Below are 23,933 nucleotides of genomic sequence, written 5' to 3'. Positions count from 1 at the left end.
GGAGTGTTAAATTTAACCTTGGCTAGATTGCACTTGTACAAGTTGTGCGTTTAGTTGCATTATCTGGGCAAATACAGATCCTTTTTGACTCTGGAGCGACGCCACTATCTCTTTTGCATAAGGATTTTGGCTCGCACTTGCATGCTTTATTGCATTCTCGATCTCTTTTAGCCGCTTTTGCAGTTTTTCTAGCTGCTTTTTTAGGACATCAATGCTGCTTTCGCCCTGGTTTGTCTCGCTAGCTAAATTTGAAGTGTCATGCAAAATAGCGCTTTTATCGTTGCTTTGTGAATTTTCATTCTTTAAATTTGACTCGTTAGCCTTTAAATTTACGCCACTTTTAGAGCTACTTTTGTTTAAATTTATCAAATTCGAATTTATTTTTAGATCCATCGCCATGCCTTTAAATTTAAAAGCATATCGGCAAATTTGAGTAAAAGCTTTGACTACGAAAAATTTAGTAGATAAAGTAAAAATGCTACCACGCCAAAGAGTGGCGGCAATAAAGCTGAGGCTTTAAATTTTATGCATAAAAGAGTGGCGGCATTGTAAAGTAAAAATACAAATGTGCTTATATGAAGGTTGCCAGGGCTTAATCTAACGGCTAGCATTTTGCTTAAGATCTCATCAAAATGCCACCATATCCAAAGAGGTGAAGCACAAAGCTTAGCGGATAAAACAGGCCAAATAGGTAGTTTAGAGCTAGCACGCTAAGCTGTAGGAGGCTAATGAGTGGAAAAAAGTAAAGCACTGCAACTTCCATAGCAAAAAATACATATAAATTTAAAAGCAGTGAGTTTGCTAGTAGACCAAATTTAGGCGCAAAATACAAAAGATAGACAAAAATATAAAAGACACCAAGACATGAAAAATAAAAGCCAACACTAAATAAAAGCTGTGGAAACATGGCAATGCTAAATAAAATAACGCCAAAGAGTGTGTAGAAATTTAGAATTTTTATCTTTTTGCAGATCATGTAAAAGCCAGCCACGCTCATCAAAAATGCTCGTAAAAAGCTCGGAATAAATCCGATCATGTAAAAATAAAAGCAAAGCACTAAAAACACAGCGATGCTGATGTCAAAAATGTATGAGCGAAATGGCAGATATCTCGCGTAAATTGGCTTTAAAATGAGCTTTAAAATAAAGAAACAAACGGCGCTTATTACGCCAAGATGATAGCCACTGATAGCGATTAGGTGTGCTATGCCCCAGTTTGAAACGTCGTCTCTTAGCTCTCCGTCTATATTTGTACCTAAAAATAGGGCCGAGTAGAGCTGTGCAATTTTGCTATTTCCGTGCTGGTCGTAGATAAGTGATTGTAGTTTTTGATTGATATCTGGTGTAATTTTTCGTGGCAGTTTTTCGCGTGAAAAGCTTGGCATGTAAAAGGCAGACGCAATATAATCCTTAAAGCTGACATCTAAATTTATAACACTTAAAAATATATTATCTCCGGACTTGAAATCATCTGTTTTAGCCCCAATCGTATAAAATGTAAATTCGTCTGTTTTTAACCTTAATATCTGTCTTTTCTTGCCATCACTGCTAAGCTTTTCATAGCTAGAAATTACAGTTGCTACCAGCTCTTGCTCGCCTTTATCCATAAAAATTTGATATTTATGATAACTTAGAGCTAAATTTATCGAAAAAATACAAAGACAAAATAGACAAAATATACTAAAAATTTGTCTATTTTTTGGATTATTAAGACTCATTATCCTTCAAATGATACGTCAGATACAGGCATGACAGACATATCTTCAAATCTTGAGTGCTGTTTTTGAAAGAGCACATCAACTGAACCAGTTTCGCCATTTCTGTTTTTGCCGACGATGATCTCGGCTTTTTCTTGAAGTTTGTTAAAGACGTGATTGCTTTTGTACTCTTTGCCCTCGGCATTCGCACGTTTTTCTTTCTCTTTTTCTTCTTGCTCTAGATAAAACTCATCTCTATATACAAAAAGAATGATGTCAGCATCTTGCTCGATCGCTCCTGATTCTCTTAGATCGCTTAGCATAGGGCGTTTGTTTGCGCGAGATTCAAGGCTTCTGTTTAGCTGAGAAAGGGCGATGATCGGCATATCTAGCTCACGAGCTAGTAGTTTAAGTCCACGAGAAATTTCAGCTATTTGAATGTGGCGATCAGCGTAGTTATTTGTACTCATCATAAGGCCGATGTAGTCTATCACACAAAGTGAAATTTCAGGATGCATGGCTTTTAGCTTTCGCATTTGTGTTCTTACCTGATGGATATTTACATATCCGCTATCATGCACAAAGAGCTTGCTGTTTGCAAACTCTTCGCAAGCATCACTAAATCTAGCCAATGCCTCGTCGTCTATTTTTGCTGTCATGATGTCTTGAAGTGGGATAGATGTTTTGCTTGCCAGCATTCTCATCATTATCTGCTCGGCTGGCATCTCAAGAGAGAAAAATACGACTCCAGCATTGCTTTTTAAGACTTGGCTCATAAAATTTAAACAAAGAGTCGTCTTTCCCATACCAGGACGAGCTGCAACGATGATGAGGTCGCCATTTTTAAAGCCTTTTATCATCTCGTTTAGTTTTTTAAAGCCAGTATCAAGCCCAACAATATCTTTTTCGCCAAGCATTGCTTGAGCGTTTAGATGCTCCATCATTTTTATTATGATATCTTTACCCTCTTTGATAGTGCCGGTGCCACCACCTTCTATGAGAGAGTAAAATTCTTGACTAAGGTCATCGACCATATCACGACTCGGCTTGTCTTCATTTACTTTTGATGGTATCTCGTGAGCGATCTTTACTAGGCTTCTCTTGATTGATTTTTCTCTTAGTTCACTTGCATATCTTTGGACATCTATTAAAGAGTTTGTCCCTACTATATCCACCATTAGTGCTTCATCGTATTTTTCGCCAAGTTTGTTTTTTAAAAACGGCACCGCCACCGGATCGTCGCTATTTAGACACGCTACCATTGCATCATATATAAGTGAATGCCCTTTTAGGTAAAAATCTTTCGCCTTGATAATGTCAAAAATTTCTCCTAAAGTATCGTTGTTTTGCAAAATGGAGCTTAGTATGGCTCGCTCCATATCAAGATCGTAAAGGTTGCTAAATTCTATCTCGTTAATTTTCTCTTTCGCCACGGCTCTTATCCTCTGCTTTTTATCTCGTCGTCAATCTCTTGCAAAAATCTATCTACAAGCTCACTCTCAGGCAGTCTAGCTACTACTTCTCCATGGCGCATTATCATGCCATTTCCTTTGCCAAACGCTATGGCAACATCCGCACCTTTTGCCTCACCGATCGCGTTTACTACGCAGCCCATAACAGAGACATTTAGTGGCTCTTTTATACCCTTTGTTTTTTCTTCTACTAGCTTAACTGCGGCCATGAGATCAGCTTGTAAACGTCCGCAAGTTGGGCATGAGATAATGTTTAGCCCCTCTTTTTGGCGGCCGCTATCTTTTAAGATCGCCTTTGCGACTTTGATCTCCTCTTCAAGCTCACCTGTGATGCTAACCCTCATCGTATCGCCGATACCCTCAAGCAAAAGCCCACCAAGCGCGATCGCAGACTTGATAGTAGCGTGAAATGTAGTGCCAGCCTCTGTTACACCTAGGTGAAATGGATAGTTTGTCTTTGGACGAAGGGCACGATAAGCTTGCATAGTGCGCTCAACGTCGCTCGATTTAAGAGAAATTTTAATGTCTGTAAAGTCAAAATCTTCAAGAAGCTTGATGTTATACATCGCACTTTCCACCATCGCTTCCACAGTGCGGCCGTAGCGGTCTTCAAACTGCTTTTCGAGTGAGCCAGAATTTACGCCGATACGGATAGGCAAATTTCTTTGTTTGCAGGCATCAACGACGGCTTTTATATTTTTTGCCGAACCTATATTGCCCGGGTTTATGCGGATAGCATCGACAAATTCGCTAACCATAAGTGCGTAGGTGTGGTTAAAATGAATGTCAGCAACTACTGGAATGGGCGAGCCTTCAACGATCTGTTTAAGTGCATTTGCATCTTCTTTATCAAATACTGCGCAGCGCACGATATCACAGCCTGCGAAATATAGCCTTTGTATTTGCTCTAGTGTGCCTTTTACGTCTTTTGTCTTTGAAAATGTCATAGACTGTACGGATATCGGTGCGTCACCGCCTATTAAAACATCGCGAATTTTTATCTGTTTTGTTGGGTATCGTTGCAAAATTTTGCCTTTAAAATTTTATTGGAGATTATATAAAATCTTGGCTTTTAAATAAATTTGTTTAAAATGGTTGTAAAAATTTTTAGTTAATGATCTTATATGGTGAGTTAAAATTTATTAAAAACTTGATATAAACAAAGAAGTGACATGCAAATAGTTATATTGCAGCATATACTAAAGTCAAAGTAGTGCTTAAACGTAGCTTGAGCTTTAAACATAAAATTTTGACAAAACTAAAATAAAAATTAACTAATCTCTAACTAAAATTTACTGGATCGATATCAATGTCGCTAAGTTCGCTTCTGCAAAGATTCGCGGCCTTTAAAAGCAATGTGTGTGAGTTTGAGCGAAGTAAAATTTCATATCTAAATTTACTGCCAATATACTCGATCTGGCATTTTCCATATCCAACGATCTCAAGCTCATCGCCTTTTAAGGCTTCCAAATTTCTTACAAAATCATTTGTCATGCCCTTTGCCATGCTCTCATCTTTATGTGAAACGACCACGCGAAGAAGTCTAGTAAATGGCGGATATAGCCCCTCTCGGTAGCCAATCTCTTCTTTTAAAAATGCGTCGTAGTCGCTAATAAAACTCTCAAAAAACTCTTTTTGCTTACTTTGTATGATGACCCTACCAACTCCGTTTCTACCGGCTCTGCCAGCTACTTGCATAGCAAGGGCAAGAGTTCTTTCTCTGGCTCTGTAATCAGGAAAGTTTAAAAGCTTATCAAAGCCCATAATCACTGCAAGCTCGACGTTGTGGTAGTCGTGACCTTTACTTAGCATCTGCGTGCCAAGCAAGATGTCTATTTTACCGTCGTTAAATTCTTTTAAGGCCTTTACGAGCTTGTTTTGCGTAGTGATCTCATCTCGGTCAAATTTAGCGATCCTGGCGTTTGCAAACTCAGCTTGCAGTCGCTCAAGTAGCTCGCTGGTGCCGATCTTTTTGGCCTCTATCATCTCGCTACCGCACTGGTGACAGGTCTTTGGCACTGCCATTTTGTGCTCACAGTATTGACACTTTAGCACATTTTGTTTTTTGTAGTAGCTCATTCCGATGCTGCAAAATGGGCACTTTACTGTTTCGCCACAGTTTTTGCAGACTAGATACTTAAAATTTGCCCTTGTTGGCAGACAGATGACAGCTTGTTTTTTATTCGCGAGTGTTTTTGAAATTTCATCTTTTAAAATTTCACTAATTCCAGTTTCACTCTCGTCAAATATATAGCTCTTTTGTGAGTCAAAAAATGTCCCTTTTAGGCGAAAATGTTCTTGTTTATAAAAGCTAGTGAGGCTTGGTGTGGCGCTTCCAAGTACTACTTGCAGGTCAAATTTGCCAGTTAGAAAAAGGGCAAGATCTCTTGCGTTGTAGTGTGGTTTTGAACCTGTATTTTTGTAGCTATCGTCATGTTCTTCGTCGATGATGATGAGTTTTAGCCTCTCAAGTGGTAGAAATAAAGCAGATCTTGCACCTGCGATCAGCCTTGCCTTGCCACTTTTTATATCTTGTAAAATTTTCTCTTTTTTCTTTGGCATGATCTTTGAGTGCCAGACTGCTACTGCCTCGCCAAAAAAGCCCTCAAGACGCTTTTGCATCTGTGGTGTAAGCGAAATTTCAGGCATCAAAAATAGTGCTTGGCCGTTTGCATTTAAAATTTCTCTAATCTTTGCTATGTAAATTTCGCTTTTTCCACTTCCAGTGTCACCAAAGATGAGTGAAATTTTACGTTTATTTATAAATTCCAAAGCCTCTTGCTGCCGCTTATTTAGCTTTGGTGCTATATCAAAGTCTTGTTTCTCGTAAAATTCTTCTGAAAAATCGATACTGTTTGGCTCAAATAAATTTAGACTAACACCTAATTCGCAGGTATAGTAGTATGAGATAAAGGTTGCCAGTTCGCCTTGGATTTGGGTTAGATTGATTGGTAAAATTTCTAAAATTTTACTTGTTTTAAACTCTGGCTTGCTGGTCTCTTTTAAGACAAAGGCAGTAAGAATTTTACCTCTTAGTGAAGCCTTTACGCCTTGAAATTTTTCTAGTTTTTTATCACTTTCATAAGTAAGGGGAGCTAAATTTATACCGCAAAATGCGAGCGTGTAGTAGTACATTATTGAAGTGATTTGCAAATTTCATTTTGGTCATTACAGCTAAAATCGCCAGTTGTTTTGTCGTATTTGAAATTTGCCACTTTGCCATCTAACATAAATGTATATTTGTCGTCTCCTACCCTATGCCAGCCATTTTTGTCACCGCTATCTTTTATTGGTATATTTATAACATTTTCAAAGAGCTTGTTTGGATTTGCGTTGTCTAATTTTTTTGGAAATTCTGGCTTTGCTTGCAAAAGATTGTCATTGTATTTTAGTGAAATACCACTTCTTATGGCCGCAAGTTGAGTTTTGGCATTTGAGATAGTAGCATCGCTTCTAGAAACGAATAGCCTAGGTATAGCAACTGCACTCAAAATGCCAAGTATGACTACTATAAATATCAGTTCAAGTAATGTATAGGCTCGTCTCATCTTTATTCTCGTTTTAAAATATCGTCTATGTCGCTGGCTGCATTTTTTATAGCTTTTAAGGTGGTGTAATTTTCATAACATTTCTCTACAAAAGCTTCTAAAAGTTCTTTTGGCTCGATAAATTGACGTCCGCCCATCAAATTTTGGCAGTCTTGCTCAAAAGACTTGGCAAAGTCATCATCAAGCGTAATCGTATAATCACGAGATGATATGGTGAGCGTGATTTGTTTCATTGCTTAGACCGGGCTTATCTGCCAAGGACAGCTTCGATTTTTTTCATTACGTCATCAGCTTCGGTATTTTTCTTGTCAAGATCTTCTTCTAAACGCATGATTTGATTGCTTTTTGCCTCATTTTGTGCTTTTAAAGTTACGATCTCGTTACGCAATTCTTCGTTTGTTTTGCAAAGCTCATCATATTTTGTGATTAGGTCATTTACTTTATCAGTTAGTGTGGTTAAGATAGCGTTGTCTTCAAACATCAAGATTCCTTTAAAATAATAATTTGGCTTGTATTTTAGCACGCAGAGGCTAAATTCTTTTTAAAATTCCTATTTGACAAAGCACTATCTTTGCTATAAGATTCTTGCAAATTTAAAGGCAGTCAATGAACAAATTTGAAATTTCATCTAAATTTAGTCCGAGTAGCGACCAGGCAAGAGCGATAAAAGAGATAGTAAAAAGTGTAAAATCAGGTAACAAATATCAAACACTTTTAGGCGTGACAGGGTCCGGCAAGACCTTTACCATGGCAAACGTCATACGTGAGCTAAATATGCCAACTCTGATAATGACGCATAACAAATCCCTCGCCGCGCAGCTATATAGTGAATTTAAAGGCTTTTTTCCAAAAAATCATGTGGAGTATTTTATAAGCTACTACGACTACTACCAGCCAGAGGCCTACATCCCAAGAAGCGACCTATATATAGAAAAGGATAGCTCAGTAAATGAGGAGCTTGAACGCTTGCGCCTCTCTGCGACGGCTAGTTTGCTAAGCTTTGATGACGTCGTCTGTGTCGCCTCAGTCTCTGCAAACTACGGACTTGGTAATCCAAGCGAGTATAAAGGGATGGTAGCCTACCTAAATGTAGGGCAGAAATTTAGCCAAAGAAAGCTTTTAGAGCAGCTAGTAGATATGGGCTACAAGCGCAATGACAACTACTTTGACAGGGGTGACTTTCGTGTAAATGGCGATGTGGTGGACATTTATCCAGCTTATTACAACGACGAAGCGCTAAGGGTTGAGTTTTTTGGCGATGAGATCGATGCGATGTATCATTTTGACGTGCTTGATAACAAAAGGCTAAAGGATATCTCTAAATTTACGCTTTATGCCACCAGCCAGTTTATTGTGGGAGCTGATAGACTAAAGATAGCGATGAAGGAGATCGAAGAGGAGCTTGATGTGCGCTTAAAAGAGTTTAGCGAGCAGGGTAAGCTAGTCGAGGCTCAGAGGCTAAAGCAGAGAGTTGAATTTGATCTCGAGATGATGGCAAGCACTGGTATGTGTAAAGGTATCGAAAACTACGCGCGACATCTAACTGGTCAAAAGGCTGGAGAGACGCCGTACTCGATGTTTGACTACTTTGAGATAAGCGGCGAGGACTATCTGGTCATCGTCGATGAGAGTCATGTGAGTTTGCCACAGTTTAGGGGCATGTATGCAGGCGATAGGAGCCGTAAAGAGGTGCTTGTGGAGTATGGATTTCGTTTGCCATCAGCGCTTGATAACAGGCCGCTTAAATTTGATGAGTTTATAAGTAAAAAGGCGAAATTTCTCTTTGTCTCAGCCACGCCAAACGAGTATGAGCTTGGTATCAGCCAGGGGCACGTCTATGAGCAGATTTTGCGACCTACTGGGCTACTAGATCCTTTAATCGAGATAAAAGATAGTGACAATCAAGTCGAGGCGCTATTTGACGAGGCGAAGGCGGTCATCGCTAGAGGTGAGCGTGTGCTGGTCACGGTGCTAACTAAAAAGATGGCCGAGGAGCTAAGCCGCTACTACATCGAGCTTGGCGTCAAGGTCAAGTATATGCACTCAGACATCGACGCGATCGAGCGAAATGAGATCATTAGAGGGCTTAGAAGTGGCGAATTTGACATGCTAATAGGCATAAATTTGCTCCGTGAGGGGCTTGATCTGCCTGAAGTGAGCCTGATAGCTATAATGGACGCTGATAAAGAGGGCTTTTTACGCTCTACGACGAGCCTTATACAGACGATGGGGCGAGCGGCTAGAAATGTAAATGGCAAGGTGCTAATGTTTGCCAAAAAGATAACAAAATCAATGAAAGAAGCGATTGATACGACGACTGCTAGGCGTAAATTTCAAGATGAGTACAACAAAGCTCACGGCATAACGCCGCACTCTGCTAGCAGAAATATCGAAGAGAGCCTGCACGTCGAAGATGATGGTGAAATTTATAAGCGCGGTAAAAATTTAGAGAAGATGCCAGCTAGCGAGCGAGCTGCGATCGTAAAAGAACTAAGAAAGCAGATGCTTGAAGCGGCGGCGCAGCTGGAGTTTGAGAAGGCGGCGGCGTTGAGAGATGAGATAGCAAAAATGAGAAAGTTATAAAAAAAGACAAGCCCTTTTTGTTTTATACCGCGTTGGATATCGCTTCAAACTTCGGTCACGTATCATATATACGCTCCCTTGTTCTTGCTTATCCGCCTTGTCTGAAACAAAAATTTTCTTGTCTTTGGGGCTTAAATTTTTTACGAGCTGAACTTATATGTTCTATCTTCGGTCGAAAATTTCTTCGTAACATTTAAAATCATCACAAGATACTTTGCCTTGATGTTTTGGTAGCCAAAATTTAGATTTTTTATGCGTCTAGTCTGCGCAAATTTTAAACCGCGCAACATTTAAATCTATTACAAAATACCGCCGCCCAAAAGCCATGGCTCGGTTCTTTTTGTTCGTAAATTTCGCTTGTTTCCTCGTAGCGAAGTCTCATTGCGAGCATGGCAAAACAATTAGGAATTAAAATTTACTCGCAAATTTCATTACTTAATTTTTTATATAAAAATAAAACAGGGGATATAAATTTAAGTTCTACTGACTGGCTTTAAAAAATAGCTCGAAACTGCACTGATGATCGAGACTGCGGCGATAAAGTAAAATGAGTGCGTTAAGCTAAAGATGTCAGCGATCTTTCCGATGACCGTCGCAAATATGCCGCCGATTGTTATGCTAAGGCCAAGTGTTACGCCTGAGGCTAGGCCAATCTGATTTGGTAGATAAAGCTGCGCAAGGGCGATCGAGGGGCTAAAAGATAGGCTGATACAAGCACTCACGCAAATGGAGGCCGCAAGAAACAGCGCGTAGCTGTCGATAAAGAGCATTAGTACGACTAGCGGCGCGGCGATACTTAGGCTTATTTTGATGAGTCTAACTAGACCGTACCTATCTGCTAGCGCTCCGCCAAATAGTGTAGAGATCGCACCTGCGGCGAAAAATAGGCTTAAATTTACATTTGCCATCTCTTTGCTAATGCCAAAAATTTTTATGAGATATATGCTAAAAAATGCTGTAAAACCAAAGGCTACGATGGAGCGTGAAAATATACAGATGCAAAGCCTCAAAAATGCGCCTAGATCGTCTTTTAGAGCGCTATTTTTTTGTGAAATTTGCTTTTTGTGATTGCCCTCTAATGCTTTTATAAATTTGCCCTTTTTGAGGTATAAAAGTGTTAGCAAAATTTGAGGTATGATGAAGACTAGCGTCCCTTTTAGGCCAAAATTTCCCACAAAAACAGCAACCAAAATAGGTCCAACGGCAAAGCCTGCGTTTCCGCCAAATGAAAATATACTTATGCTTTTTGCTCTATTTTTGGCGTTTGATGCGTAGTTTACGATCCTTGCGGCACTTGGGTGAAAGAGTGCGGCGCCGATACCGCTTATCATCACGCAAACTAAGATGAGATAGTAGTTTGTTACAAAGCCAGTTAGGCTCATGCCTCCGCCAGCAAGTAGTAGCCCAAGTGGGATGACGTAGGACATCTCTTTTTTGTCGCTTAGTCGGCCGATTAGTGGTTGGATGAGTGAGCTTGCTAAATTTGTGGCGGTCACGAGCGAGGCGGCTGTGGCGTAGTCGTAGTGGTAGCTCGCGATGAAAAATGGCAGCATCGCGCCAAGGGCACTTTGGTTTATGTCGCTACAAAAGTGCCCAAGCCCCATTAGATACTTTAAATTTTCCGCCTTTTTCATCTAAAATAGCCCCTTTAAAAGCCCCTTTAAATTTTGCTTGTCGCTGCTAGAGTTGCTATCTTTGCCGCCTAACTTTTTATCTAAAAATCTACCTATCTCTTTTTTGACTTTGTTTTCTAAATATTGCGAGCCGACGTCGTATTTTAGGTTATCTGTCGTGCCTGAAATTTTCACGTTTAGGTCGGTCTTTTCGAGTCTGCAAACAAGTGGCGCATTAAGCATTTTTGAAGCGGTGTTATAAGTACCTTTTGAGACATTTATGTCGCTCTTTGGCGAGCTTAAATTTACGTTAAAAACGACATTGTCGCCCTTTATATCGCCGTAAATTTTGCCGTCTTTGTAAATTTCTTTTGTGATGTCCTTGCCAGTGAATATTTTGATGTTGTTTGTGAGATTTGTACTGGCTAGGTGACCCTCTTTTAGCAAGATGTCAAATTTGCCGAGCTTTTGCTTTGTCTCGTAGTCAAATTTAGCATCGCCGTTGCCATCATAAAGATGATCAAGCGCTAGGGTCTGTGTTAGTCCTTTGATATCGAAATTTTTTAGCACTGCATCAAGCATACCGCCTTTGTAGTTTGCCTCGAGCTTGCCTTTAAAGAGATCGTCTGAGGTGGCTTTTACGCTTAGATCGTCCACTTTGCCGTTTGCCGTTACGAGCGCTGCAAATTTACCGTGAAGCTCGCGACCCGCTAAAAATGCAAGCTTATTTAGCTCTGAAATCACCGCTTGAAGCTTTAAACTTAGCGTGTTTTTGCCCACGTCAAAGCTACCATCTATGCCCTTTATATCAGCTAGCGAGCTAAGAAAGTCGCCACTAAATTTCGCTACGTCGCCTTTGTAGTCTAGGCTCAAATTTGAGCTAAATTTCTCGTTTTGTGGAAATTTTTTATCAAGCATTTTGCTAAGCGCTGCGGCGTTAAATTTACCGTCATTTAGGGCGATATTTGCGGTCACGCTTGGACTCTTACTAAAGATATTTTGCCCCTTTGCCTGGACATTTGCCTTAGCGTTTGCCAGCCTATCGTTGCCGCTAAGCGCTAAGACCTCTCCTAACTGCGCCTCTTTTAGGCTAAGATCAAGATTTTCATTTTTTATGGTGGCGTTTAGCTTGCCAGCAAAGGCATCGCCGCCTAAATTTAGCTCATCTATCTTGCTCTCTTTGACCTTCATATCGCCCGCAAGCGCCATCTTTGAGCTCACCTCAAAGCCACTAACCGCTTTAAATTTCTCAGGGTCGCTAATGAGCAGGGCAAATTTGCTAAAAATTTGGCTGTTTTTTAGGTCATAAACGCCCTTTACGCCCTTTAGCTCGCCAAGGTCACTAAGCACATTTGCGTCAAAATTTACAAGCTCGCTCTTTGCGACAGCACCGCCTTTTAGCTCAAATTTAGCCGCATTTTTAAGCTTTGCAAGTTCTTTATTTATAAGGCCATTTTTTATCTCAAATTTAGCCTCGCCCACAAGCTTTTTTAGCTCGTCAAAGCCGCTAAAATTTGCATTTAAATTTATCTGCCCGTCTGCGTAGCTAGGCTGCAAGGCAAGTGCTAGAAGCTCTTTTAGCTTGATATTTGCGGCATTTAGGACTAAATTTTTACTATCAAAATTTGCATTTATCTTGCCGCCAAGGCCGTTAATGTCCGCTTTTAGGTTTTTAAGCGCATTTTCTTGCATTAAAATTTCGCCGTTTGCGTCCACTGCTCCACTTAGCTGCTCGCCCAAGAGCTTGCCAAAAAGGGCAAGATCAGGAACGTTTAGCAAAAAGTCGCTCTTTAAATTTTTGCTACTTAGATCATAGGTCGTCTCATTTGCCTTTAAAGTGGCTTCAGATGCGATGATAAGGGTTTTTGCGCTCACTTTTTCATTTGCAAATTTGGCATTTACTCCGCCTTTAAAACTTATATCTTTTGCTAAATTTAGCCCAAATTCATTTTTAAGAATTTCTTTGTTTATCGCTGCGTTGCTAGCTAAAATTTGAGCGTTTATGATGGGCTCATTTTTCTCATCAACGCCTTGCATATTGCTCGTTAGATCAAGCTTGCCATTAGCTAAATTTGGCTTTTGAGCTAGAGCTGAGATCTCAGAAAGCTCGATATTTTTAGCGTCAAGATTTAGAGCTTTTGGCAGGTAGTCTTTTAAATTTGCGTTTAAATTTATATTTGAGCCAAGCGCCGTGCCAGTTGCCACTAGTTTGAAGTCACTAAATTTACCAGCCACGTTTGCTTTAAGTGCTACATCTCTTTTTAACCCAAGCTCGCTAGCCTTTGTTTTGTCGGCATTTATATCTATGTTTAAATTCATGCTTTGAGCAAGTAAGGAGAGGTCGCCATTTGCTTTTAAATTTATGGCATTCATCACGGTCGCTTCTAAATTTAGCGTGCTAAATCCTAGGCTAAAATCTTTAAATTTGACATCAATACCACGAGCGAGTGCCTCTTTTTCGATCTTGCCAGCGATAAATGTACTCCCAAATGGGCTAAAGATAAAGCCAAAGATGCAAGCTATTATGAGCACAAGCACGCTAACTATGTAAGCTACTTTTTTCATAAAATTCCCTTATATTAGTTTTATATATCACGAAACTTTAGTCAAATAGACTAAAGATTTAATTAAATTTGCTATAAATTCATTGACTTTTTCAGAAAAAAATGCTAGCATTTCATCACTCAAAAATAAAGAGTGCTAAAAAAGACAATTAAACTAAAAGGATGAACAATGAATTTTCAACCATTAGGCAAGCGTGTTCTAGTCGAACGAGTAGAAGAGACAAAGACCACAGCTTCAGGCATTATTATACCTGATAACGCAAAAGAAAAACCTTTAAGCGGAGAAGTAAAAGCAGTTGGTACTGAGGTAGAGGGTGTAAAGGTTGGCGATAAAGTTGTATTTGCAAAATACGGTGGCACTGAGATAAATTTAGATGATAAAACATATCTTGTTTTAAATATCGACGATGTTTTAGGTGTTTTAAAATAAGGCTGCAGATGGCTGCGATTATGTATGTTGATTTTCCGCAAGAAGGTCTTTTTGGAGACGAGATGTCAAAAACTTTTGAGGATTTGGCTAAAAGTATCAACCAAGAACCCGGTATGATATGGAAAATTTGGACTGAGAATAAACAAACAAAAGAAGCCGGCGGAATTTATCTTTTTGACAATAAGGAGAATGCGGAAAGATATCTGAAAATGCACAGCGAAAGACTAGCTAAAAACGGCTATTTAAGTATTCGCGGCAAAATTTTTGATATTAATATGCCTTTGTCAATGATAAATAAGGCTAATTTTTTAAAATAAATTAAAACCGAAAGGAAAAACAATGGCAAAAGAAATTTTTTACTCTGATGATGCAAGAAACCGCCTATATGAGGGCGTAAAAAAATTAAATGATGCTGTAAAAGTGACAATGGGACCAAGAGGCAGAAACGTCCTTATCCAAAAGAGCTTTGGTGCTCCAAATATCACAAAAGATGGTGTTAGTGTTGCAAAAGAGATCGAGCTAAAAGATACTATCGAAAACATGGGTGCAAGCCTAGTTAGAGAAGTAGCAAGCAAGACAAACGACCAAGCAGGTGACGGTACTACAACAGCGACCGTACTAGCTCACGCGATATTTAAAGAGGGCCTTAGAAACGTAACTGCTGGTGCAAACCCTATCGAAGTAAAACGTGGCATGGATAAAGAAGTAGCAGCGCTTATTGAAGAGTTAAAAAATATCTCTAAAAAAGTTTCGGGCTCAAAAGAGATCGCTCAAATCGCTACAATCTCTGCAAACTCAGATGAGAGTATTGGCAAACTTATCGCTGATGCGATGGAAAAAGTCGGCAAAGATGGTGTCATAACAGTAGAAGAGGCAAAATCTATCCAAGACGAGCTAAGCGTTGTTGAAGGTATGCAGTTTGACCGCGGATATCTAAGCCCATACTTCATCACAAACCCTGAAAAGATGCAAGTTGAGCTAAGCAATCCATTTATATTGTTGTTTGACAAGAAGATTACAAATTTAAAAGATCTACTCCCTGTGCTTGAGCAAGTACAAAAGAGTGGCAAACCACTTCTAATCATCGCTGAAGATATCGAGGGCGAGGCACTTGCAACACTTGTTGTAAATAAACTTCGCGGTGTGCTAAACATCTCAGCTGTAAAAGCTCCTGGCTTTGGTGACAGAAGAAAAGCTATGCTTGAAGATATCGCTATTTTAACAGGTGGCGAAGTTATCAGCGAAGAGCTAGGCAGAACACTAGAAAGCGCTACCATAAACGACCTTGGTCAAGCTTCAAGCGTAGTTATCGACAAAGACAACACAACTATCGTAAATGGCGCAGGCGAGAAGTCAGCAATAGACGCTAGAATAACTCAAATCAAAGCACAAATCGCTGAGACAACAAGCGACTATGACAAAGAAAAACTTCAAGAGCGCCTTGCAAAACTAAGCGGTGGCGTGGCAGTTATCAAAGTAGGTGCTGCGACTGAGACTGAGATGAAAGAGAAAAAAGACCGCGTTGATGACGCTCTAAGCGCTACTCGTGCGGCTGTTGAAGAGGGTATAGTTGTGGGCGGTGGCTCGGCGCTTATCCTTGCTTCAAAGAGCGTTAAGTTAAACTTACAAGGAGATGAGGCAATCGGTGCTGAGATCGTTAGAAGAGCGCTTCGTGCCCCACTTCGCCAGATAGCCGAGAATGCTGGTTTTGACGCTGGCGTGGTAGCAAATGCTGTCGAAGTAAGCAAAGATGCAAATTTTGGATTTAACGCTGCTACTGGCGAGTATGTAGATATGTTTGAAGCTGGTATCATAGACCCAGTAAAAGTTGAGAGAGTTGCGCTTCAAAACGCTGTTAGTGTGGCGAGTTTACTACTAACGACTGAGGCAACTATCAGCGAGATCAAAGAAGAAAAAGCAATGCCTGCAATGCCTGACATGGGCGGAATGGGTGGCATGGGTGGCATGGGTGGCATGATGTAGTAGCCCTTTTCGAGCTAGAGCCTTTTCTAGCTCGAATTTATACTTAAACTTTAAACTCACTAAATCTACAAAATTATTTACTCCTTTTTAATTTTATTCTTGTATCATTTTGCTTTCTTTTAGGGAGAATTTACAATGAAATATGATGAAATTTTTAGAGAATACGACATCCGCGGCATCTTTGAAAAAGACTTGACAGAAGATAGCGTCAAGGCTATAGGGCTTGCTTTGGGTAAGAAATTTAACGAATTTGGCGTAAAAACCTTAAGCGTTGGCTTTGACGCAAGGCTAAGCGCTAGCACGCTTTTTAGGTATTTGCTAAGCGGCCTAAACAAGGCTGGTGGCTTTAAAATTTATAACATTGGTTTGCTTCCAACTCCTGTTGGCTACTTTAGCGTCTATGCTGATTATTTCGACGCAAACATCATGATCACGGGCTCGCACAACCCAAAAGAGTACAATGGCTTTAAGATCACGATCAAAAAAGATAGTTTTTTTGGCAAAGATCTGCAAATTTTAAAAGACAAAGTTAATGAGATAATTGCCTCTGGTGAGCAGATCGTAGACGATGAAAGCTGTGAGAAATTTAACATCTTAGAAAAATATGTCGAGTTTTTTGTAAAAGAATTTAGCGGGCTTAAGAATTTTAAAAAGCCTTTTGTCATCGACTGCGCAAATGGCGCTGTTGGTGTAAGCTTGGTGCCCATCATCAAGGCTCTTGGGCTAAATGCAAAAATTTTATATGAAGAGCCAGACGGAAATTTTCCAAATCACCACCCAGACCCAAGCGAAAAAGAGAATTTAAAAGAGCTATTTTCGCTCATCGAAAAGAAGGAATTTGATCTTGGATTTGGCTTTGACGGAGATGGCGATAGGATCGCAGTGATAACGCCAAAAAGAGATATAAAAGGCGATGAGCTGGCCTATCTTTACGCGCTAAATATGGATCATCCAAAGGTGCTTGGCGAGGTTAAATGCTCGCAAAATATGTACGATGAGATCGCAAAAATAGGCGAAGTTTTCATGGGAAAAACAGGACACAGCAATATAAAAAAGATGATGAAAGAGCTAAATGTCGATCTTGCGGCTGAAGTTAGCGGTCATATATTCTTTAAAGAGCGATATTTTGGCTTTGATGATGCGCTTTATGCGATGATGAGGGTGCTAGAGCTAGTTCATAAGGGCTTTGACCTTGACGGCGAGCTTGATAAGATGCCACTTGTCTTTAGCACAGATGAGATCAAGGTAAAAACGACTGATGAGGCTAAATTTAAGATAGTTGCCAAGCTAAAAGAGTGTGTGAAAAATGAGAGCTGTGACCTGCCAAGGATAAAAAATATCATTGACATCGACGGTATCAGGATCCAGTTTGAAAATGGTTGGGCACTGGTGCGAGCATCAAATACAACGCCAGTTATCGTCACTAGATTTGAAGCTAAGAGCAAGGAATTTTTAGAAGAGATCGAGCAAAAAGTGACAAAATTGCTAAAGAGCTTAATGTAGCTAGCAAAAAGCATTTTGGGTTAAATTTACTCCAAAATGCTTTTTAAATTTTTATTTAAACATCCAGCTTATCTGGCTTTCGCTGGTTTCTTTTCGGACAGTTCCGCATACATGCCGCACAACAATTCTCCAATCAAATTCGTATCCTCAAATTTCTCGAATACATGCATTAACGTCTTTGAGCCATTATAAGGATAACGCAGTTCTGAGTCTGCAAGAAGTCTATCCGATGTCGGCGTTCTCTTTAAAAACAGTTCATTATTGCAAATGTCACCTATCAGCTTACCGTTAAAATATACAAGGTATCCGCCCATCATAGATTTTATGACAATATCGCCGAATTCAGAAAATCTATCGCGAACATATTCATTAAATTCATTCACTATGATCACTCACTTTGAATTTAGATCTTGCCGCCCTCAACGACAAGTGATTCGGGACTCACACTATCGCCATATATTGGTTTTAGCGTTGCGTCATAGTTTTTGTGGAAGAAATTTTCTTTTCCAAGCTCGACGATCTCGTTATTTAGCCACTCAAGCAAGACTTTGTTGCCCTTTTTTACAGCCGGAGCTATCACGTCCACGTCGCCAAGTGCCTCAACACCCACCACAAAGACAGGAGTCTCTTTCGCCCAAGCAAAAAGTAGGGCGTTATCATGTGCCAAAGCAGCACCTCTTTTATCAACCAAAGCCGCAAAAGTTTCGGTGTTTTGGTCATATTTTAAAAGCTTGATATCAGGATAATTTTTTGTAAAAAATGCGTCCGCGGTTGTGCCTTTGTTGACGATCAAAGTCTTATCTTTTAGCTCATCGACACTCTTTATCACAGCACCCTCAGGGCTAACGATGCCAAGCGAAACTTTCATATATGGAAGCGCAAAATCAACAACTTGCGCGCGTTCAGGTGTCTTTGTGAAATTTGCAAGTGTGATATCGACTTTGTCAGCCACGAGCACTTCGACTCTGCCAGCAGCCTCGACTAGCTCAAATTTTACCTTGCTCTCATCGCCAAGTAAGTCTTTTGCGATGCGTTTTGCAAAGTAGACGTCATAGCCTTGGTTTTTGCCGTCTTTATCGACGTAGCCAAATGGCGGCTTGTCACTGAAAACGCCTATTCTTATATATCCACGCTCTTTGATCTTTGCGATCGCGTCAGCTTGGTTTGAAGCGGCTGCTTTGTCCGCACCTTTGTCATCACCACAACCCGTTAGAAAGACGGTAGCGACTAATGCTAATAAGAAAAATTTTAATTTTCTCACTCTTTCTCCTTGTAAAAAAAGTTAAATAAATAAGAGCGATCAAATCTCGCTCTAAACGCATTTTGAAAAAACGGGCAAATTATCTCTTATTTTTTCTAAAACGAGAATAAATTTAGAAATTTCTTCGCGCGATCGCTCTTTGGATTGGTAAAAAACTCCTCTGGCTCGCTGATCTCTACGATGGCTCCAGCGTCCATAAATACGATTTTGTTTGCAACCGCTCTTGCAAAACTCATCTCGTGCGTGACGATTAGCATTGTCATGCCATCTTTGGCTAAATTTAAGATCACATCGAGTACTTCTCTAACGATCTCTGGATCAAGCGCAGCCGTAACCTCGTCAAATAGCATGATCTCAGGGTTTAAACAAAGGCTTCTTACTATTGCTATGCGCTGTTTTTGACCGCCACTTAGCTCCTTTGGATAGGCGTATTTCTTCTCAAGCAGCCCAACCTTGCTTAGCCACATATCAGCCGTCTTTTCAGCCTCGGCTCTATCTCTTTTTTGCACCTTCAAAGGCCCAAGAAGGACGTTATCAATAACGTTCATATGATCAAATAGCTCGTAGCTTTGAAAGACCATGCCAACCTTTTGGCGGATCCTTTGCCAATCATTAAATTTAGCGTCTATCACTTCGCCGTCTATTATGATCTCACCGCTTGCTATACTCTCAAGGCCGTTTATGCATCTAAGAGTTGTGCTCTTGCCACAGCCTGATGGGCCAAGAAGTACAACCACTTCGCCACTTTTTACATCTAAATTTATATCTTTTAAGGCGTGAAGATCTCCATAAAATTTATTTAAATTTTTAAGTTCTAAGATATTTTCGCTCATTTTAGCTCCATTTTTCTTCTAGTTTTTTTGATAGTTTTGAGACCGGATAGCAGATCGCAAAATATAAAAAGAATATGAGCGCGTATATCCAAAATGGCGCCATAGGATTTGTAAATACATTTCGCTCAATGATCTGCTGGCCGACCTTGACCACCTCTACAACGCCGATTAGCACGACGATTGAGGTCGTTTTTATCATACGGCTTAGTAAATTTACAGCCCCAGGCACCAGCCTTCTTGTAGCAAGCGGGATGATGACGTAGAAGTAAATTTGAAATTTGCTAAGCCCCAGCGAGGCGGCTGATTCGAACTGATGTTTTGGTATCGAGGTGATAGCGCCACGCACGATATCCATCATCTCAAAAACACCCCAGAGGCTAAAGACGATGAGCGAGGCGGTAAATGCCGAGATATGTAGCCCAAAAGCCTTACTAACGCCAAAGTAAAATAAAAATAGCCAGACGATCTGAGGCATGATACGAACGATCTCTAGGCAAATTTTTAAAATAAAATATATAAATTTATTTTTCATACTCATCAAAACACCAAGTATGAGGCCACCGATGACAGAGATGACGATAGAGATGAGCGAAATTTCAGTGCTTACGATGAGGCCTTCAAGCAGCCTTAGCAAATTTTGCGTATCAAATAATATACTAACTCCTTGCATGTCTTGCCTTTTTTTCGACGTAGCTAAGCATCAGCGAGACTGGCAAGATGATGATGAGATAGCTCACCACCAGCATAAAGAGTGCCTCATCTGTCTTGTAGTAAAGTCCGATAAGATCCTTTGCGACGTAGACTAGATCAGCAAGCGCTACTATGCTAACGATACTTGTCTCTTTTAGTAAAAATATGACGTTTGCGCTGATGCTTGGCAGTGCCACGCTAAAAGCTTGTGGCAAGATGACATATCTTAGGAGCTGATTTTTACTAAGTGCGATGCTAAGTCCTGCTTCTATCTGCGACCTTCTAACCGCCTCAAAGCCAAGTCTAAAGCTCTCGCTCATATAGCTGCCGCCAAGAAAGCTAAGCCCAGCGACCGCACAGGTAAAGCCACTCATAGAAATACCAAGCTTTGGCAAGCCGTAGTATAAAAAGAAGAGCTGGATAAGAAGCGGTGTGTTTCTTGAGAGCTCAACGTAGCAATCAACAATCTTTGAGAGAAATTTTAGCTTGTAAAATTTCACAGCCATGCAAAAAATGCCTATCAAAATAGAAAAAACGATCCCCAAAAAAGCAATCTCAATCGTAAGCACGCCAGCCTTTACAAAAAGGGGGTAAAATTTCTCAATAAACTCAAAATCCATAAACTTTAATCCAATCTGAAAAATGGATGTATTTTATCCCAATAATCATAAATTTAAAACTAATTAGGTATTATCGCAACTTAATTTTAAGCTTACAAAAAGGATAAATTTTGATCGATCTTTTTCAGATCATCGGCTTTTTAGGGATGATTTGCATCGTGATGGGCTACTTTTTACTTCAGATCGACCGTCTAAATAGTCGCGATCTAGCCTATCAGATAATAAATTTGGTAGGCGCAGTGCTGCTCATCATTTCGCTTTTTGTGCACTTTAACCTCGGTTCATTTTTGATAGAGGTCTTTTGGATAATCATTACGATTTATGGAATTTATAAAATTTACAAGGAGAGAGCGTGAGAGCGTACGCAGAGTGGGAAGAGCAGGAGCTTTTGTTTTTATCGCTGCCACATATTAAGAGCGACTGGGAGCCCTATTTAGAGGAGATTTTGGCGAGCTATGAGGAGCTTGTGGCTGCTATTACGCCCTATCAGAAGGTGGTGCTCATCTGCCCAGACGAGGCAAATTTTGATAGGTTTAAGAAATTTAAAAATGTTGAGTTTGTTAGGCTTGAGACTGACGATACTTGGATCAGAGACTACGGTATGATCGATGTTTGTGCTGAAGATGGCGTAAAGAGCTACGACTTTAAATTTAATGCTTGGGGTGGTAAATTTAAGAGCTCAAAAGATGATGCAATAAATTTAGAGCTAGCTAAAATTTACAAGACCAAGCTTGAGCCAGTAGATATGATACTAGAGGGTGGAAGCATTGAGTTTAACGGCGATGGCGTGCTTTTAACCACCTCAAAATGCCTGCTAAATGAAAATAGAAACAAAGCGCTTAGTAAAGAGCAGATCGAGGAGAAGCTTAAAAATTTATTTGGCCTAAAGCGTATCATCTGGCTTGAAAATGGCTTTATAAAAGGCGATGACACAGATAGTCACATCGACACTTTAGCACGTTTCATCACACCTGATACTATCGCTTATGCGAGCTGCGAAGATGAGAGTGATGAGCACTTTGATGAGCTAAAAAGGATGGAAGATGAGCTTAAAAAAACTGGCTTTAAGCTACTTGCTCTGCCGCTTCCTAAGCCTAAATTTTATGAGGGCAAAAGGCTTGGTTGCACATACGCAAATTTTATCTTTATAAATGGTGCGCTAATCGTGCCAACATATAACGACGAAAACGATAAAAAGGTGCTAAATTTACTAGCTCAGGCACTGCCAGACAGAAAGGTCATCGGTGTAAATTCAATAGTTTTTGTCCGCCAAAATGGCTCGCTTCACTGCTCAAGCCAAAATAGATACAAAAGGTCTTAGCCTTGGGAAGTCCGTTTGATTATGAGTTTAACCGCATAAATAAGCAGGAGTGCACGCAGGGCGAAAATAAGGCTGTTATCGCAGCTGGAGCATGCGCTTTTTTGCTCGCACTTGTGAAATTTACAGCTGGACTTTTTAGCGGCTCAGTCGCTGTGCTTGGCTCGGCGATTGACTCGATGCTTGATTTTATCGTCTCTTTTTTAAATTTATTTGCGCTTAGAAAGTCAAGAAAACAAGCTGATGAGAGATTTAACTTTGGCTACACAAAGCTAGAGGCCTTAGCAGCGCTATTTGAGTGCGTCATCATCGTCATGGCTGCTGGATATATATTTTATGAGAGCGTTAAGAAATTTAGCGAGCCAAATTTAGAGATAGACCTTGGTTTAAGCCTTGGGGTGATGATATTTTCAGTCGTAGTGACGCTAGTTTTGGTGCTATTTTTAAACCAAATTTCTAAAAAAAGTGGCAACCTTATCATAAAAGCAGACGCACTGCACTATAAGATCGACCTTTTTAGCAACCTTGCAGTCATCATCTCGCTACTTATCATTAAATTTAGCGGATTTGTGATGATAGATGCGATCTTTGGTATTGTGATAAGTGGCTACATCGCTCAAAGCGCGATAAGCCTTGGCAAAGACGCCCTTGGTGTCTTGCTAGATCACGCAGCAAGCCCTGAGGTCACAGCTGAGATCATCAAGATGATAAAGGCAAAGCAGAGGATTTCAGACTTTCACTACCTAAACACAAGACAGAGTGCAAATACCATATTTTTAACGCTGCATTTAGTTTTTGACAAAGACATCTCGCTTTACGACGCACACGAGGTGGCCGACTCGCTTGAAGCTGAGATAAGAGAGAAATTTAGGGACTATTCGTGGCAGATAACCACGCATTTAGACCCATACAACGACAAAGAAGGGAAATGAGATGAAAGTAGCACTACTTCAACAAGAATTTAAAGGCACAAAAAAGGCGACCATAGCAAAGACACTCGAGCTAATCGCAGAGGCAAAAAAAGGTGGCGCTGATCTCGTGGTCTGTCAAGAGCTGCACCAGACGCAGTACTTTTGCCAAAGCGAGGATACAAATTTCTTTGATCACGCAAATGAGTGGCAAGAAGATGTCGCTTTTTGGGGCAGGGTGGCTAAGGATAACGGCGTAGTTTTGGTCACTTCGCTCTTTGAAAAGAGGGCTGACGGACTTTATCACAACACCGCTTTTGTCTTTGAGCGTGACGGCAGCGTGGCTGGCAAATACAGAAAAATGCACATCCCTGATGACCCTGGATTTTACGAGAAATTTTACTTCACGCCTGGTGACATTGGCTTTGAGCCGATCGAAACTAGCCTTGGCAAGCTTGGCGTTTTGGTCTGCTGGGATCAGTGGTACCCAGAGGCTGCAAGGCTGATGGCGCTAAAAGGGGCGAAAATTCTCATCTATCCAACGGCTATTGGCTGGTTTGAGGGCGATAGTGACGATGAAAAATCAAGACAGCTTGAAGCGTGGGTGGCGGTGCAAAGAGGTCACAGTGTGGCAAATGGCCTGCCAGTGGTCGCAGTAAATCGTGTGGGCTTTGAAAAAGATGATAGTGGCGTGATGGATGGGATAAAATTTTGGGGAAATAGCTTTGTCTTTGGCCCACAAGGCGAGCAACTTTTCCGTGCAGATAGCCATAGCGAGCAGTGTAAGATCGTAGAAATAGACATGAAAAGAAGCGAAGAAGTGCGCAGAATTTGGCCATTTTTAAGAGACCGCAGGATCGATGCCTACGCAAATATCACAAAGAGGTTTATCGACTAAATTTAGAGCTAGA

Annotated in this window: 26 protein-coding genes; 9 read left to right on the top strand and 17 right to left on the bottom strand. The window is 40.5% G+C overall.

Going from position 1 to position 23,933, the window contains the following annotated elements; all coding sequences use genetic code 11:
• Positions 1–12: 12 nt before the first annotated feature.
• From ACTTKV_RS04550 to ACTTKV_RS04510, 9 genes are all read right to left on the bottom strand, one after another.
• Complete coding sequence (locus tag ACTTKV_RS04550) at positions 13–393, bottom strand: hypothetical protein (RefSeq protein WP_442549462.1); 381 nt, start codon at positions 391–393, stop codon at positions 13–15.
• A gap of 53 nt (positions 394–446) precedes the next feature.
• Positions 447–611, bottom strand: coding sequence for a hypothetical protein (locus tag ACTTKV_RS04545; RefSeq protein WP_442549461.1), 165 nt, complete (start codon positions 609–611; stop codon positions 447–449).
• A 5-nt stretch (positions 612–616) separates the two neighbouring features.
• Positions 617–1,717 (bottom strand): ComEC/Rec2 family competence protein, encoded by a 1,101-nt coding sequence (locus ACTTKV_RS04540; RefSeq protein ID WP_442549460.1) that lies wholly within the window; start codon positions 1,715–1,717, stop codon positions 617–619.
• A complete protein-coding gene (locus ACTTKV_RS04535; protein WP_442549459.1) occupies positions 1,717–3,129 on the bottom strand; it encodes a replicative DNA helicase in 1,413 nt (470 codons plus the stop codon). Before ACTTKV_RS04535 ends, ACTTKV_RS04540 begins: the two co-directional genes overlap by 1 nt.
• Before the next feature lie 5 nt (positions 3,130–3,134).
• On the bottom strand, positions 3,135–4,193 hold the full coding sequence (gene ispG / locus ACTTKV_RS04530; protein ID WP_442549458.1) for a flavodoxin-dependent (E)-4-hydroxy-3-methylbut-2-enyl-diphosphate synthase: 1,059 nt from the start codon (positions 4,191–4,193) through the stop codon (positions 3,135–3,137).
• Positions 4,194–4,449: 256 nt separating this feature from the next.
• The gene (locus ACTTKV_RS04525; protein ID WP_442549483.1) at positions 4,450–6,303 is read right to left on the bottom strand and encodes a primosomal protein N'; all 1,854 of its coding nucleotides are present in this window, start codon (positions 6,301–6,303) and stop codon (positions 4,450–4,452) included.
• A complete protein-coding gene (locus ACTTKV_RS04520; RefSeq protein ID WP_442549457.1) occupies positions 6,303–6,716 on the bottom strand; it encodes a type II secretion system protein in 414 nt (137 codons plus the stop codon). The genes ACTTKV_RS04525 and ACTTKV_RS04520 overlap by 1 nt, the downstream gene beginning before the upstream one ends.
• A 2-nt stretch (positions 6,717–6,718) precedes the next feature.
• Complete coding sequence (locus tag ACTTKV_RS04515) at positions 6,719–6,949, bottom strand: hypothetical protein (protein ID WP_442549456.1); 231 nt, start codon at positions 6,947–6,949, stop codon at positions 6,719–6,721.
• Between the two features lie 14 nt (positions 6,950–6,963).
• Positions 6,964–7,197, bottom strand: coding sequence for a hypothetical protein (locus ACTTKV_RS04510; protein ID WP_442549455.1), 234 nt, complete (start codon positions 7,195–7,197; stop codon positions 6,964–6,966).
• Positions 7,198–7,322: 125 nt separating this feature from the next.
• On the opposite strand from ACTTKV_RS04510, the gene uvrB reads away from it, so the two are divergent.
• Positions 7,323–9,299, top strand: a complete 1,977-nt coding sequence (gene uvrB / locus ACTTKV_RS04505) for an excinuclease ABC subunit UvrB (RefSeq protein WP_442549454.1) — start codon at positions 7,323–7,325, stop codon at positions 9,297–9,299.
• 140 nt (positions 9,300–9,439) lie between these two features.
• On the opposite strand, the gene ACTTKV_RS04500 is transcribed toward uvrB, so the two are convergent.
• From ACTTKV_RS04500 to ACTTKV_RS04490, 3 genes are all read right to left on the bottom strand, one after another.
• A complete protein-coding gene (locus tag ACTTKV_RS04500; RefSeq protein ID WP_442549453.1) occupies positions 9,440–9,589 on the bottom strand; it encodes a hypothetical protein in 150 nt (49 codons plus the stop codon).
• Between the two features lie 183 nt (positions 9,590–9,772).
• Complete coding sequence (locus tag ACTTKV_RS04495) at positions 9,773–10,933, bottom strand: MFS transporter (RefSeq protein ID WP_442549452.1); 1,161 nt, start codon at positions 10,931–10,933, stop codon at positions 9,773–9,775.
• Positions 10,934–13,477: a tryptophanyl-tRNA synthetase gene (locus ACTTKV_RS04490; protein ID WP_442549451.1), complete on the bottom strand. Its 2,544-nt coding sequence runs from the start codon at positions 13,475–13,477 to the stop codon at positions 10,934–10,936.
• Between the two features lie 168 nt (positions 13,478–13,645).
• Between ACTTKV_RS04490 and groES the strand changes: the two genes are divergently transcribed.
• From groES to ACTTKV_RS04470, 4 genes are all read left to right on the top strand, one after another.
• Positions 13,646–13,906: a co-chaperone GroES gene (gene groES, locus ACTTKV_RS04485; protein ID WP_442549450.1), complete on the top strand. Its 261-nt coding sequence runs from the start codon at positions 13,646–13,648 to the stop codon at positions 13,904–13,906.
• A gap of 8 nt (positions 13,907–13,914) precedes the next feature.
• The gene (locus ACTTKV_RS04480) at positions 13,915–14,223 is read left to right on the top strand and encodes a monooxygenase (protein ID WP_442549449.1); all 309 of its coding nucleotides are present in this window, start codon (positions 13,915–13,917) and stop codon (positions 14,221–14,223) included.
• A 22-nt stretch (positions 14,224–14,245) separates the two neighbouring features.
• Positions 14,246–15,889, top strand: a complete 1,644-nt coding sequence (gene groL / locus ACTTKV_RS04475; protein ID WP_442549448.1) for a chaperonin GroEL — start codon at positions 14,246–14,248, stop codon at positions 15,887–15,889.
• Between the two features lie 135 nt (positions 15,890–16,024).
• A complete protein-coding gene (locus ACTTKV_RS04470) occupies positions 16,025–17,392 on the top strand; it encodes a phosphomannomutase/phosphoglucomutase (RefSeq protein WP_442549447.1) in 1,368 nt (455 codons plus the stop codon).
• A 68-nt stretch (positions 17,393–17,460) separates the two neighbouring features.
• On the opposite strand, the gene ACTTKV_RS04465 is transcribed toward ACTTKV_RS04470, so the two are convergent.
• The 5 genes from ACTTKV_RS04465 to ACTTKV_RS04445 form a co-directional block, all read right to left on the bottom strand.
• The gene (locus ACTTKV_RS04465; protein ID WP_442549446.1) at positions 17,461–17,775 is read right to left on the bottom strand and encodes a TfoX/Sxy family protein; all 315 of its coding nucleotides are present in this window, start codon (positions 17,773–17,775) and stop codon (positions 17,461–17,463) included.
• Positions 17,776–17,795: 20 nt separating this feature from the next.
• Positions 17,796–18,653 carry a cysteine ABC transporter substrate-binding protein gene (locus ACTTKV_RS04460; RefSeq protein WP_442549445.1) on the bottom strand — a complete coding sequence of 286 codons (858 nt, stop codon included), beginning with the start codon at positions 18,651–18,653 and terminating at the stop codon, positions 17,796–17,798.
• Between the two features lie 95 nt (positions 18,654–18,748).
• On the bottom strand, positions 18,749–19,486 hold the full coding sequence (locus ACTTKV_RS04455) for an amino acid ABC transporter ATP-binding protein (RefSeq protein WP_442549444.1): 738 nt from the start codon (positions 19,484–19,486) through the stop codon (positions 18,749–18,751).
• A 1-nt stretch (position 19,487) separates the two neighbouring features.
• Complete coding sequence (locus ACTTKV_RS04450; RefSeq protein ID WP_442549443.1) at positions 19,488–20,156, bottom strand: amino acid ABC transporter permease; 669 nt, start codon at positions 20,154–20,156, stop codon at positions 19,488–19,490.
• Positions 20,143–20,796 carry an amino acid ABC transporter permease gene (locus tag ACTTKV_RS04445; protein WP_442549442.1) on the bottom strand — a complete coding sequence of 218 codons (654 nt, stop codon included), beginning with the start codon at positions 20,794–20,796 and terminating at the stop codon, positions 20,143–20,145. Before ACTTKV_RS04445 ends, ACTTKV_RS04450 begins: the two co-directional genes overlap by 14 nt.
• Positions 20,797–20,906: 110 nt before the next feature.
• Here ACTTKV_RS04445 and ACTTKV_RS04440 point away from each other — a divergent pair, with 110 nt between their 5' ends.
• From ACTTKV_RS04440 to ACTTKV_RS04425, 4 genes are read left to right on the top strand one after another with little or no spacing between them, the layout of a single operon-like run.
• A complete protein-coding gene (locus tag ACTTKV_RS04440) occupies positions 20,907–21,152 on the top strand; it encodes a CBU_0592 family membrane protein (protein ID WP_442549441.1) in 246 nt (81 codons plus the stop codon).
• Positions 21,149–22,117 carry an agmatine deiminase family protein gene (locus ACTTKV_RS04435; RefSeq protein WP_442549440.1) on the top strand — a complete coding sequence of 323 codons (969 nt, stop codon included), beginning with the start codon at positions 21,149–21,151 and terminating at the stop codon, positions 22,115–22,117. The genes ACTTKV_RS04440 and ACTTKV_RS04435 overlap by 4 nt, the downstream gene beginning before the upstream one ends.
• A gap of 2 nt (positions 22,118–22,119) precedes the next feature.
• Positions 22,120–23,046: a cation diffusion facilitator family transporter gene (locus ACTTKV_RS04430; RefSeq protein WP_442549439.1), complete on the top strand. Its 927-nt coding sequence runs from the start codon at positions 22,120–22,122 to the stop codon at positions 23,044–23,046.
• Between the two features lies 1 nt (position 23,047).
• On the top strand, positions 23,048–23,920 hold the full coding sequence (locus ACTTKV_RS04425; RefSeq protein ID WP_442549438.1) for a carbon-nitrogen hydrolase: 873 nt from the start codon (positions 23,048–23,050) through the stop codon (positions 23,918–23,920).
• Positions 23,921–23,933 lie beyond the last annotated feature (13 nt).

Source organism: Campylobacter sp. (genome assembly GCF_052169515.1).
In the GTDB taxonomy this organism is placed as follows: Bacteria; Campylobacterota; Campylobacteria; order Campylobacterales; family Campylobacteraceae; genus Campylobacter_A.
This window is presented reverse-complemented; position numbering and strand designations above follow the sequence as displayed.